Here is a 12,189-nt window from a genome sequence, read left to right as displayed (position 1 = left end):
GGACAGGCACATGTTTACGATCTCGCCCTTGCCCTTGAGACCCACCGACAGCGCGGTCACCTCGCCGCTGCCTGCTTGCCGCACTCGGCGCTGGCGTCGGCATGCTGGAGGTAGGCGATCAGGTCGGCGCGGTCCTTCGGGTCGGCGATGCCGTCGTAGGTCATCGTGCTGCCGGGCACCACGCTCAGCGGCTTGGTCAGGAAGCGGTCGAGCGTCTTGTCGTTCCAGGTGATGCCGGACGCCTTCATCGCCGGCGAGTACCCGTAGCCGGGCACGCTGCCCGCGAGCCGGCCGAAGAGCCCGCAGTGCCGCGGTCCGACGCGATCGACGGCCAGCGCGTGGCAGGCCTGGCATCGCGCATAGACCTGCTCGCCGCGCACCGCGTCGGGCGCGGCCAGCGCGGGTCCGGCGGCACCGAGCGCCAGCGCGGCGGCCGCCGTGAGCCAGCGCGCGCGGGTCACGACATGAAGGCCGACGGAACCGGCGCTTCGCCGAGCGCCTGGCGCAGCACCGCCCAGTGCATCGCTTCGTCGCCCAGGATGCTGGCGGCCGCCTTGGCCAGGTCGCGGTCGCCGAACAGCGGCACCGCGCCCAGGTACGCGCTCACGGCGCCCTGTTCCAGCTTGGCCGCGAACCTGAGCACGTCGGCCTGGGACTTCAGCTGCTCGGACGGAAAGCCATAGGCCTCTCTGGCCGTCACCGGCTTGCCGCCCAGCTTCTCGATGGTCTTCGCCAGCACGCTCGCATGCTCCTTGTGATGGCCCTGGAATGTCACGGCCAGCTCGAGCACCGGCTTTTCCAACAGTTTGCTCTCGGCGCCGAGCTGGTAGGCGGCGATTGCTTCGAGCTCCGCGCCCAGCGCGGTGTTGAGAATCCGGGTGTCGGCGGCACTCGCGCCGCCGGCCTTGGCGGCCAGCGCATCCTTGCCGGCCAGCAGCGCGACGGCCGCCGCCGACAGCACCAGCCCGGATCGGCCCAGGAACAGGCGGCGTGCCGCCATCGGGGTCGGCATCAGAAAGAACGACATGGTGATCTCCTCGTGGGTGGTCAGTCGCGGGGAATTTCCCGCTCGGTTGCAAGCTTTGCCAGCACGCCGCCGACGATGCGATCGCAGCGGTCGCCGGCAAACGAGAACGCGTCGCCGACGGCGAGGTCGACATCGCGCGACAGGCCTTCGCGCAGCAGGCTGCGTGCGCGAAAGAAGCGCGTCCGTACGGTGGCTTCGGGCAGTTCGAGAACGACCGAGACCTCCTCGACGCTCATCTCCTCGACGGCGCGCAGCATGAAGACCGTGCGGTAGAGATCCGGCAGGCGATCAATGCGGGTCTCGATCAGCCGGCGCATTTCCTCCCGCATGGCGAGCCGGTCGGGCTGCCGGTCGATGTCGTCCTCCATCCATGGCTCCTCGGTGGGTTCGTCGCCCGGCGCCGAAGCGTCGAGGGGAATCACCCGCGCGCTGCGTCGGCGCAGGCGCGTCAGTGCTTCATTGACCACGATGCGCACCAGCCAGGTGGAGAGCTTCGCATCGGCACGAAAGCCGGCGAGCGCACGCCAGGCCTTGAGGTACGCGTCCTGCAAGGCGTCTTCGGTGTCGGCGTCGTTGTTCAGAACGCTGCGCGCGGTGCGAAACAGGAGCTGGTTGTGGCGCCGCATGATGGCTTCGAAGGCGGCCGCGTCGCCCTGCGAGGCGCGTAGCGCGAGCTCGGCGTCGCTGGTGCCTTCGAGCGCCACGGTGCGTGAGGGATGGTGTGCGTTGTGCATGTAGGCCTTTCACCCGTTAGACGGGGCGACTGCGCGGCACGTTTCAACTTTCGACGCCGCGGATCTCGCGCCTGCGTCCCGATCAGGACGATGGCTGCGCGCTCAGCGCTTCTTCGCCGCTCGCCGCGGACGCTGCGATGCGGGCTTGCCCTGGATGGCGCGCGGACTCGCCACTTGCCTGAGGCCGGCCAGCGCCGGGTCCACGAGCTTGCGGTCGCAATCCGCCGCGTAGACCGCATACGCGGGATAGAGGAATTCCGGCATGTCGGGCACGCGGCGCAGGCGCCCCGATTCGAGATGGGCGCGGACGACGTCGAGCCGGAAGTAGCCGGTGCCCCCGGCTGCCAGAAGGTACTCGCGTCCCAGCGGGCCGAGGCCGGCCTTCACCGCGGCATTGGAGAGTTCGGGAAAGGCCAGCCCGTGCTGCGCGGCGAACTCCGGGCCCCAGTCGACATACACGTAGTCCGAGGCGCGCGGCGCGCGTGCGCGCTTGGCGGTGGTGACCATCACGAGCTTCTCCTCGATCAGGAGTTCGACGCGCAGCCCGGGACGATGCTGGGGCGCATAGACGATCGCGATGTCCAGCACGCCGTCGGCCGTCTTGTCGAGAAGATGGCCCGGAAAGCCGACCTCGGTGCGGATCGCCAGATGCGGCGCGGCGGAGCGCATCCACAGCATCCACTGCAGCAACAGCGGATCCCAGAGACTGAGCTCGCAGCCGATGCCGAGCGCGGCGCGCCGACCGGCGGGCACCGCCACCTGGTGGCGCGCGCGCTCCCAGACCTGCACCAGGCTGGTCGCATGCGGCAGGAACTGCTCGCCCGCGGGGGTCAGCGTGGCGCCGGACTTGTTCCTGACGAACAGGGCGCGGCCCAGCAACTCTTCCAGCGTCCGCACGCGTGCGCTGACCGAGGTCGGCGTGACATGCAGCTGTTCCGCGGCGCGCAGGAAGCTGCGCGTCTGCACGATCTCGAGGAAGGTCTGGGCGAGCGTGAGATCCATCCGGCATCCTGGTTTGGATGAGAAATAATTGCAGTGAAACGGCAATAAAACTCATTTTACTTTGATCAAGCCCGGAGGGATCATGATGTCCATGGGCCCCGCGTGAAAGGCGAGGCCGCTGCATCGAAAGGCGCTTTCCGCGCCCCAACCCGAAAGGAGCGCACCATGAAAGCCAACGACGTCATGACTACGCCGCCCGGAGCGTGGCACGAGAGGATCGAAGTGTCGTCGCCGGTGTGCTATGCCGAAGAGCTGGATGCGGCCTGTGTTCCGCCCATCGGCCCTGAGGAATTGCTCGCCTCGCTCAACGAGCTGCTCGAAGCGGAGCGGGCCGGTGCCCGCGTCGCGATGCAGTTCATCAAGGCGGGCGGGGATGGTGCGCTCGGGCAGCTCGGCGAGCAGATCCGACGCGACGAAGTCAAGTGGTGCGGCATGCTCATCCGGGCGATCCAGTCGATCGACGGCGCACCGAGCACCCGCACCGGCGCTTTCTACGACAAGGCGATGGCGATCGACGACCTGGGCAAGCGACTGGCGTTCCTGAATCGCGGCCAGGCCTGGGTGGTTGACAAGCTGACGGCGCTGCTGCCGCGCCTGCGCGAAGGCGCGCTGCGCGATCAGCTCGCCGAGATGTGCGCGCGGCATGCGGACAACATCGCGCACGTCGGCGGCTTCCTGGACCGCCGCGCCCTGGAGGCTACCTTCCCTGGAACACAGGCTCGCGCCGGGCGGCCATCGCCGCCACGCCTTCCTTGAAGTCCTCGGTGCCGAACTGCCGGTTCTGCTCGACGCTTTCGCGAGCGACCGCCTGCCGGATCGCCTCGACGAGTCCGGCGCGCAGCGTGTTCCGGGTCGAGACCACGGCCAGCGGCGACGAGGTCGCGATCTCGGCCGCGAGCTTCAGCGCTTCGGCGCGCACCTGGGCCTGTGCCACCAGCACGTCGGCGAGGCCGATGGCCAGTGCCTCTTCGCCGCCGATGCGCCGGCCGGTGTAGAACAGCAGCGCCGCCTTCTGGGTGCCGACCAGGCGGGGCAGGGTGGTCGACAGACCGAAGCCCGGATGAAAGCCGAGCCGGTTGAAGTTGGCCGAGAAGCGCGCTTCCGGGCAGGTGACGCGAAAGTCCGCGACCAGGGCCAGGCCGAGCCCGCCACCGATGGCGGGACCATGCACCGCGGCCACCACCGGTTTGGTGCATGCGAACATCCGCAGGGCTTCGTCGTAGATCGGGTTGACGGCACGCGGGCTCTTGCGCCCGGCGCTGTCGTCGGCCTTCGCGAAGTCGGCGCCCGCGCAGAACGCGCTGCCTTCCGCGCACAGCACGATCGCGCGGCAGTTCGCATCGGCTTCCAGTGCTTCGAAGGCGCTGGCCAGGCCGGCGATCAGCGGCGCGTCGAAGAAGTTGTGCGGGGGGCGGCGGATCTCCACGATGGCGACGTGCTTGTCGAAGCGAACGTCGATATCGGGGCTGCTGAGGTCGGTGGTCATGCGGTGGGGCTCCGGGTTCGGGGTTCAGATTGTTGGGGCGAGAAGCCCGAGTAGACCCCAGACCGCGCACCGGCAAGAGCGGGCATGGCACACATCGTGCACAACGATGGCATGCTGCCCCTCGTGATCGAGACTTTCCCCCAACAACTCGGTAGATGGGGCGCGGGCCAGGCCCAGGCGCTGCGGGTGCTGCTCACCCTGGGAAGCCTGATGGCGGCGTGCGGCGCGAGTGGGCGGATGGAGGCCGTGACCCCGCTGTTCCTGGGTGCGATCGCCAGCGCACTGGCCGAGACCGACGACAGCTGGCGCGGGCGCTATCGGGCCCAGGTCGTCACGCTGGTCTGCTTCGCGGTGGCCGCCTTCGCCGTCGCGGCCCTGATCGATCGCCCCTACCTCTTCATCACGAGCCTCGCCCTCGCGGCGTTCTGGCTCACCATGCTCGGGGCGGTCGAGGCGCGCTACAAGGCGATCGGCTACGCCACGCTGATCCTTGCGATGTACACCACCCTGGGCATCGACAACCAGCCGCAGGCGGACCCTGTCGAGCGCTACCGCGAGCTGTGGCTCCTGCTCGCGGGCGCCGCCTGGTACGGGGTGTTCTCGGTGGCCTGGTGCCTGGCCTTCCCGGCCCAGCCGGTGCAAGCGCGGCTGGCCAGGCTGTACGCGGTGCTCGGCGACTACGTGCGCTTCAAGGCCTCCCTGTTCGAGCCCTTGCGCGGCATCGACATCGAGCGCAAGAGGCTGTCGCTCTCGCAGCTCAATGCGGAGGTGGTGGTCGAGCTCAATGCCGCCAAGGAAAGCATCTTCCGGCGCATCGGCGCGCGCGCGCCCACGGGGCGCATCGCGCGCTATCGCGGGCTCTACCTGATCGCGCAGGATGTGCACGAGCGCGCGAGTTCGTCCCATGACGACTACAACGCGCTGGCCGACGCCTTCTTTCACAGCGACCTGCTCTATCGCTGCCAGCGCGTGCTGCACCTGCAAGGCGAGGCTTGCCGGCGACTCGCGCTGTCGATCGAGCGGCGCGAGCCTTTCGCCGCCGACACCGCGACGGTGCAGGCGCTGGCGGAATTGCGCAGCGCGATCGAGCACGAGCGTCAGCATGCGCACGAGCCCGGGCGACTGGCGCTGCTCGCCTCGGTGGAGGCGCTGGCGCGCAACCTGGAGCAGCTCGACGGGCAACTGGCCGGCGCCAGCGAGCCCACGGCGCGGGCCGGGCGCACGGACATGGGCCTGCTCGATCGCTCGCCCCACTCATGGCGCGACGCGGCCGAGCGCATTCGACGCCAGCTCGCGCCGCGTTCCCCACTGTTTCGCCATGCGCTACGGCTGGCGGTCGCGCTCGTGGCCGGCTATGGCGTCATGCGCCTGATCCATCCGGCGCAGGGCTACTGGATCCTGCTGACGACGCTGTTCGTCTGCCAGCAGACCTGGGGCGACACCGTGTCGCGCATGGGCCAGCGCATGGCGGGCACGGCGCTCGGCGTGGTGATCGGCTGGGCGCTGCTGGAGCTGTTTCCCCAGCATCTGCTCCAGGCGCTGCTGGCGGTGGCGGCCGGTGTGCTCTTCTTCGCGACGCGCGCCACGCGCTACCTGCTGGCGACGGCCTGCATGACGGTGCTGGTGCTGATGTGCTTCAACCAGGTGGGCGACAGCGGCGTGCTGATCGTGCCGCGGCTGGTCGATACCGCCATCGGCAGCGCGATCGCGGGGCTCGCCATGGTGCTGGTGCTGCCCCATTGGCAGGCGCGGCGCTTCAACGAACTGGCGGCCGCGGCAATGCGCTACCAGGCCCTTTATCTGCGGGAGATCGCCGCCCAGTACCGCGCCGGCGCCCGCGACGACCTGCCCTATCGGCTGGCCAGGCGCAACGCCCACAACGCCGACGCCGCGCTGGCGGTCGCGGTGTCCGAGATGTTCCGCGAGCCGGCCGTCGTGCGGCCGCGCGCCGGCGTGGCGCTGCGCTTCCTGATTCAATCGCACACCCTGTTGAGCTATCTGTCGGCGCTCGGCGCGCACCGCGTGGCGTTGCAGAGTCCGGCGCATGCCGAGGCGTTGCGCGCCGCGGCAGACGTCGCAGGCGAGGCGGTGGATGCATTGGCGGCGAATATCGAGCAGGCGTCCGCGGCTGCTGTCGAGGCGATGGCGGCGACGCCCCTGGCCGATCCCCAGGCGCTGGCCGGCCTGTTCGGCTCGGACGACGAGGCCGACCCTGCGGTGCAACTGCTTCGCACCGAACTCCGGCTGATCGGGCTGCAGATCGAGGCCCTGCGCGGCTACGCCGTCCGATGGCTGCGGCTGGAGGCTGGCGCGTCGGAAGGCGGGTAGGGCGATCCGGCGAGAACGGCCCGCCGGCCGTTCAGTCGCATGTGTGCGTGGCCTGGCGACGGCATGCGTGAGACAGGTTTTGTTCCCCATACGGAACAAAATGCCCTGCTTTGGCGCTCGTTGGCTTCATTTTCCGCCCAGCTTCGGGCAAACACTCATAAGAAAGTCGTTCGATTGCCTTGATTCGCCTTGATGTTTGATCAAACATCAAACATCAAGATTTTGAAGACCAAGCACCCATGAAGGATCCGACTCCGACCCCGTTCGACCCCCTCGCGGCCCTGGAACCGATCGTCCGCTCGTCGGTGAATGAGTCCGTCTATCAGGCCTTGCGCAACAAGCTGATGCATGGCGAGTACCGAGCCGGGCAGCTGCTGGGCATCCAGTACCTGGCCGATGCGCTGGGCACCAGCACGATGCCGGTGCGCGAGGCGCTGCGCCGGCTGGTCGCCCAGCAAGGGCTGGAGCCCATGCCCAACGGCACCACGCGGGTGCCCCTGATCACCAAGGCGCGGCTCGATGACATCCGCCGCTCGCGCATCCTCGTCGAGGGCACCATCACGGAGTGGGCCGCCGCGCGCCTGACGCCGGCCACGCTGGACACGCTGGCGCGCCTGGCCGAGGACATCACGCGCGCTCGCCGCAGCCGCGACGGCATCGCGACCAGCCTGGAGAAGAACCGCGTCTTCCACTTCACGATCTACCAGGCGGCCGAGTCGCCCGTGATGATGGCCGTGATCGAAAGCCTCTGGCTGCAGTCGGGCGCCTACCTGCGCGCGACGCGCGAGTTCCTGCACACCGATCAGGAGCCCGCCGACCAGCTGCACGAATCCACCGTCGAGGCGATCCGGCAGGGCGACTACGCCCGGGCGCGCCAGTGCATCGAACTCGACGTCTCGTGGATCTTCGACCGCCTGAGCCTGGAATCGCTCGGCATCGATCTTCCCGCCCAGCCGCAGCCCAGCTGATCGTTTCTCTCACCCCACTGAACCGGCGGTCTGCGCACGTCGCTCCCGCCGACCCTTGACTCCAGCACCCACGACCTATGTTGCACAAGCACCGATCGAAAATGGTTACCCAGGGCCCCAGCCGGGCCGCCCACCGCGCCTTCCTGCGCGCCACCGGCATGGGCGACGAGGACATGGACAAGTCGCTCGTCGGCATCGTCAGCACCGCGGGCGACAACACGCCGTGCTCCAAGTCGCTCGGCCCGCAGGCCGACAGCGCCCGCCTGGGCGTGGCCGAGGGCGGCGGCTTTCCGGTCTCCTTCTCCACCATCTCGGTGTCCGACGGCACCTCGATGAACCACGACGGCATGCGCATGAGCCTGCTGTCGCGCGAGCTGATCGCCGACAGCATCGAGGTGGCCGTGCGCGGCCATGCCTACGACGCGCTGGTCGGCTTCGCGGGCTGCGACAAGACCCTGCCCGGCACCATGATGGCGATGGTGCGCCTGAACGTGCCGTCGGTGTTCGTCTACGGCGGCTCGATGCTGCCGGGCCGCACGCCCGAAGGCGGCGAGAACACCGTGCTGACCGCCATCGAAGGGGTGGGGCGCTACCAGACCGGCGAGATCACGCGCGCCCAACTCGACCAGGTCGAGCGCAGCTGCGCCATGACGGTCGGCGCCTGCCCGGGCCAGTTCACCGCCAACACCATGGGGATGGTGGGCGAGACGCTGGGCCTCTCCATGCTGGGCTCGGCCACCATGCCCGCGGTCTACAGCGAACGCTACGCGCTGGCGCGCCGGGCCGGACGGCGCGTCATGGAGATGCTGCGCAGCGGCGGCCCGCTGCCGCGCGACCTGGTGACCCGCAAGAGCATCGAGAACGCCTGTGCCGCGGTCGCCGCCACGGGCGGATCAACCAACGCCGCGCTGCACATCCCCGCGATCGCGCACGAGGCGGGCATCCGCTTCACGCTGGACGACGTGGCCGAGGTCTTCAATCACACGCCCCTCATCGCCGACCTGCAGCCGGGCGGGCGCTATCTGGCGCGCGATCTCGACGTCATCGGCGGCGTGCCCGCCGTGCTGAATGCGCTGCTGCGCAGCGGCCACCTGCACGGCGACACGCTGACGCTCACCGGCCGCACGCTGGCCGAGGAACTGGCCGCCTTCCCGGGGGCCGACGGCAAGATCGTGCGCCACAGCGACGCCCCGCTGCACCCGACCGGCGGCCTGGTCGTGCTCAAGGGCAACCTCTGTCCCAATGGCGCGCTGCTCAAGATCGCCGGACTCAAGTCGCTGAGCTTCGAAGGCCGGGCCCGGGTGTTCGAGAACGAAGAGGCCTGCATGCGGGTCGTGACCGAACGCGCCTACCAGGAAGGCGACGTGCTGCTGATCCGCAACGAAGGGCCCAAGGGCGGGCCGGGCATGCGCGAGATGCTCAGCGTCACGGCCGCGATCTATGGCCAGGGCATGGGCGAGAAGGTCGCGCTGCTGACCGACGGCCGCTTCTCCGGCGCGACGCGCGGGATGTGCATCGGCTACGTCAGCCCGGAAGCCGCCGCCGGCGGCCCGATCGCGCTGGTGCGCGAGGGCGACCGCATCCGCATCGACGCCACGGCCGGGACCATCGAGCTGGACGTCGACGCCCGGGAACTGGCGGCGCGCCAGGCGGCCTGGAAGCCGCAGGCCTCCGAGCGCCTGGCCGGCGCGCTCGAAAAGTATGCGCGCCTGGTCGGGCCGACCCATGAAGGGGCGGTCACGCACGCGGGCCGGGTCATCTGGGCCTACGAAGAACCCGAGAAGGCCTGAGCGGCTGCGAAGCCGCGGCCCGGTGGCCGCGGCCGCCTTCCTCCAATTGCGCAAGAAGAAAGTCGTTTGACATGAAGATCGGTTTCTGTGGTCTGGGGCTCATGGGCGCCCCGATGGTTCGCAAGCTGCTGGCGGCAGGCCATGCCGTGAAGGTGTGGAACCGCTCGCCCGAGAAGATCGCGCCGCTGGCGGCCCTTGGCGCCGAGGCGGTCGCCACGCCCGCGCGGGCCGCCAGCGACGTCGATGCCGTGCTGCTGTGCCTCTATGACGCTGAGGCGGTCGAGTCGGTGGTGTTCGGCGCCGAGGGCGTGGTCCACGGCGCCGGCCTGAAATGGCTCGCCGACCACTCGAGCATTCCGCCCGAGGCGACCCGCGGCTACGCCCGGCGCCTCGAAGCGGCCTGCGGCGCGGTCTGGATCGACGCCCCGGTGTCGGGCGGCATCGCGGGCGTGGAAGCCGGGACGCTGGCGATCATGGCCGGCGGCCCCGCGGACCGCGTGGCGCTGGCGGCGCAGGCGATGCGCGCCTATGCCGGGCGCGTCACCCACATGGGCACCAGCGGTGCCGGGCAAGCCACCAAGCTGTGCAACCAGGCCATCGTGGCGACCACCGTGGTGGCGATCGCCGAGGCGATCGGCCTGGCGCAGCGCAACGGCATCGACGTCGGCAAGCTGGCCGAGGCCCTGGCGGGCGGCTGGGCCGACTCGAAGCCGCTGCAGGTCTTCGTGCCCCGCATGATCGAGGTCCAGAGCGAATCGATCGGCGCGCTCTCGACCATGCTGAAGGACGTCGACACCGTCGCCGCGCTGGCACAGAAGAGCGACGCGCCGATGCCGGTGACCAGTTCGGTGCAGCAGGTCCTGCGCGCGGCGTCGGCGCTCGGCCTCGGCGCGGCCGAGCTGTCCGCTGTCGTCAGCATCATGCTGCCCGAGCGCCGCGCGGCTTTCGCGCGGACCGTGGGCCATTGACCGCGCCGGAGCCCCGATGCGACTGGCTGCCAACCTGAGCTGGCTCTACGGCCAGCTGCCCGAGCCCGAGCGTTTCGCCGCGGCGGCCCGGGACGGTTTCACGGGTGTGGAGATCCTGCTGCCCTACGAGCAGCCCGCCGAGTGGTACGGCCGCATGCTGCGCGAGCACGGCCTGCAGCTGGTGCTGTTCAACACGCCCATCGGGCCCGCGCCGGGCCACCGGGGACTCGCCGCCGTGGCGGGCCAGCAGGCCGGCTTTCGCCGCGGCTTCGCGCGCGCCCTGGAGGTGGCCCAGGCCACCGGATGCAGCCACATTCACGTGATGGCTGGCAACACCGTCGGCCTGGACCCCCAGGCTTGCCGGCAGACGCTGCTGGAGAACCTCGCGCATGCGCTGCCGCAGGCCGAGAGGCAGGGACGGGTGCTGACGCTCGAGGCGCTCAACCGCATCGACATGGCGGGGTACTTCTATCACCTGCCGAGCCAGGCGATCGACATCGTGCGGCATGTCGACTCGCCGCACCTGCGCCTGCAGTTCGACTTCTATCACTGCGCCCAGGAGGGGCTGGACCTGAGAGCGGCCGTGCGCGAAGCCGCACCCTGGATCGGCCACGTGCAGATCGCCGGCACGCCGGACCGGCACGAGCCGGACCTCGGGCAGAACGACCAGTCCGCCGCGCTCTCCCTGCTCGCCGCGCTGGGCTACGAGGGCTGGCTGGGTTGCGAATACCGGCCGCGCGGCGACCCCCTCGAAGGCCTGCGGTGGTGCGCGCCGCTGCGCGCCGAAGGCGTCATCGCCTGAGGCGCACGGTGCCCCTATCTCCTTGCGCATTCGGTTTCCGCGGTCTCCTGCTTCCTCTCTTCATCAACCCTACGAAAGCTTCGCCCCATGACGTTTCCTCGTGCCTTCAAGACATTCACCCGCCTGGCCGTGGCCTCGGCCCTCGCCGCCTCGGCCGCCTGTGCGTTCGCCGAAGATGCCGCGGTGAAGATCATGGTCGGGTCGGTGGCCGGCAGCGGCACGGACGTGATCGCGCGCCACCTGGCGCTCGGCCTGCAGCAGGAGCTGAAGCGCCCGTTCGTGGTCGACAACCGGTCGGGCGCGGGCGGCCAGATCGCGGCGCAGGCGCTCAAGGCCGCGCGGCCGGACGGGCTCACGCTGTTCCTCTCGAACAGCCACACGGTGTCGATGATCCCGCTGACCACGCTCAATCCGGGATTCGATGCCCTGAAGGACTTCGCGCCGGTGGGCCTGGTGGCGATCCATCCGGACGTCTTCGTCATCAATCCGTCGACCATCGGCAACAGCGACGCCGGGCTGCGCGAGTTCGCCAGCTGGGCCAAGGCCGACCCCGGCCGGGGCAACGTCGGCGTGCCGGCACCCGCGAGTGCGCCGGTGTTCGCCGTCGACATCGTCTCGCGCGTGCTGGGCTCCGACCTGAAGTCGGTGCCTTATCGCGGCGATGCCCCGATGCTCCAGGACCTGATCGCCGGCCAGATCCCCGCGGGCATCGGCTCGGTGGGGGCAATGCTGCCACCCGCGAAGGCCGGCAAGACCCGCATCGTGGCGGTCAACGGGACCACGCGCCTGCCGGTCCTGCCGGATGTGCCCACCTACGCCGAACTGGGCATCCAGGGTTACGAGGAAGTCATCTTCACGGGCCTGTTCGCGCCGGCCCACACGCCCGCCGCGTTGATGCAGTCGTACAGCACGGCGCTGGCCAAGCTGGTGCGCTCGCCGGAGTTCGTCGAGACGCTCGCCAACATGGGCGTCACGGCCACGTCGAGCACGCCGGCCCAGCTGGCGACGCGGGTCAAGGACACCAACAAGGCCTGGACCACGATGGTCAAGAACGCCGGCTTCCAGCCCCAGTAAGGACCGCAAG

At 69.8% G+C, this 12,189-nt stretch carries 12 protein-coding genes; 7 read left to right on the top strand and 5 right to left on the bottom strand.

Annotated elements, in window-relative coordinates; all coding sequences use genetic code 11:
* Nucleotides 1–56 precede the first annotated feature (56 nt).
* The 4 genes from AC1D2K_RS01190 to AC1D2K_RS01175 all read right to left on the bottom strand — a co-directional run bounded on the left by AC1D2K_RS01190 (nucleotide 57) and on the right by AC1D2K_RS01175 (nucleotide 2,763).
* Nucleotides 57–461 (bottom strand): c-type cytochrome, encoded by a 405-nt coding sequence (locus AC1D2K_RS01190; RefSeq protein ID WP_478085645.1) that lies wholly within the window; start codon nucleotides 459–461, stop codon nucleotides 57–59.
* Nucleotides 458–1,027: a ferritin-like domain-containing protein gene (locus AC1D2K_RS01185; protein WP_478085643.1), complete on the bottom strand. Its 570-nt coding sequence runs from the start codon at nucleotides 1,025–1,027 to the stop codon at nucleotides 458–460. Before AC1D2K_RS01185 ends, AC1D2K_RS01190 begins: the two co-directional genes overlap by 4 nt.
* Before the next feature lie 20 nt (nucleotides 1,028–1,047).
* The gene (locus tag AC1D2K_RS01180; RefSeq protein ID WP_478085641.1) at nucleotides 1,048–1,761 is read right to left on the bottom strand and encodes an RNA polymerase sigma factor; all 714 of its coding nucleotides are present in this window, start codon (nucleotides 1,759–1,761) and stop codon (nucleotides 1,048–1,050) included.
* 102 nt (nucleotides 1,762–1,863) lie between these two features.
* A complete protein-coding gene (locus AC1D2K_RS01175) occupies nucleotides 1,864–2,763 on the bottom strand; it encodes a LysR family transcriptional regulator (RefSeq protein WP_478085639.1) in 900 nt (299 codons plus the stop codon).
* A gap of 165 nt (nucleotides 2,764–2,928) precedes the next feature.
* Here AC1D2K_RS01175 and AC1D2K_RS01170 point away from each other — a divergent pair, with 165 nt between their 5' ends.
* The gene (locus tag AC1D2K_RS01170; RefSeq protein ID WP_478085637.1) at nucleotides 2,929–3,519 is read left to right on the top strand and encodes a DUF6306 domain-containing protein; all 591 of its coding nucleotides are present in this window, start codon (nucleotides 2,929–2,931) and stop codon (nucleotides 3,517–3,519) included.
* On the opposite strand, the gene AC1D2K_RS01165 is transcribed toward AC1D2K_RS01170, so the two are convergent.
* The gene (locus AC1D2K_RS01165; protein ID WP_478085636.1) at nucleotides 3,461–4,249 is read right to left on the bottom strand and encodes an enoyl-CoA hydratase/isomerase family protein; all 789 of its coding nucleotides are present in this window, start codon (nucleotides 4,247–4,249) and stop codon (nucleotides 3,461–3,463) included. The two genes, AC1D2K_RS01170 and AC1D2K_RS01165, sit on opposite strands and share 59 nt — an antisense overlap.
* Nucleotides 4,250–4,333: 84 nt before the next feature.
* On the opposite strand from AC1D2K_RS01165, the gene yccS reads away from it, so the two are divergent.
* The 6 genes from yccS to AC1D2K_RS01135 all read left to right on the top strand — a co-directional run bounded on the left by yccS (nucleotide 4,334) and on the right by AC1D2K_RS01135 (nucleotide 12,179).
* Complete coding sequence (gene yccS, locus AC1D2K_RS01160; protein ID WP_478085634.1) at nucleotides 4,334–6,577, top strand: YccS family putative transporter; 2,244 nt, start codon at nucleotides 4,334–4,336, stop codon at nucleotides 6,575–6,577.
* A 239-nt stretch (nucleotides 6,578–6,816) separates the two neighbouring features.
* On the top strand, nucleotides 6,817–7,545 hold the full coding sequence (locus AC1D2K_RS01155) for a GntR family transcriptional regulator (RefSeq protein ID WP_478085632.1): 729 nt from the start codon (nucleotides 6,817–6,819) through the stop codon (nucleotides 7,543–7,545).
* Between the two features lie 77 nt (nucleotides 7,546–7,622).
* Complete coding sequence (ilvD, locus tag AC1D2K_RS01150; protein ID WP_478085631.1) at nucleotides 7,623–9,335, top strand: dihydroxy-acid dehydratase; 1,713 nt, start codon at nucleotides 7,623–7,625, stop codon at nucleotides 9,333–9,335.
* A gap of 71 nt (nucleotides 9,336–9,406) precedes the next feature.
* A complete protein-coding gene (locus AC1D2K_RS01145; RefSeq protein WP_478085630.1) occupies nucleotides 9,407–10,303 on the top strand; it encodes an NAD(P)-dependent oxidoreductase in 897 nt (298 codons plus the stop codon).
* Between the two features lie 16 nt (nucleotides 10,304–10,319).
* Nucleotides 10,320–11,105 carry a hydroxypyruvate isomerase family protein gene (locus tag AC1D2K_RS01140; RefSeq protein ID WP_478085628.1) on the top strand — a complete coding sequence of 262 codons (786 nt, stop codon included), beginning with the start codon at nucleotides 10,320–10,322 and terminating at the stop codon, nucleotides 11,103–11,105.
* An 87-nt stretch (nucleotides 11,106–11,192) separates the two neighbouring features.
* The gene (locus AC1D2K_RS01135; protein WP_478085627.1) at nucleotides 11,193–12,179 is read left to right on the top strand and encodes a tripartite tricarboxylate transporter substrate-binding protein; all 987 of its coding nucleotides are present in this window, start codon (nucleotides 11,193–11,195) and stop codon (nucleotides 12,177–12,179) included.
* Nucleotides 12,180–12,189 lie beyond the last annotated feature (10 nt).

This window comes from Variovorax sp. P1_H12_2, assembly GCF_056405335.1.
The sequence above is the reverse complement of the archived record's forward strand: the minus strand, read 5'-3'. Positions and strand labels throughout refer to the sequence as shown.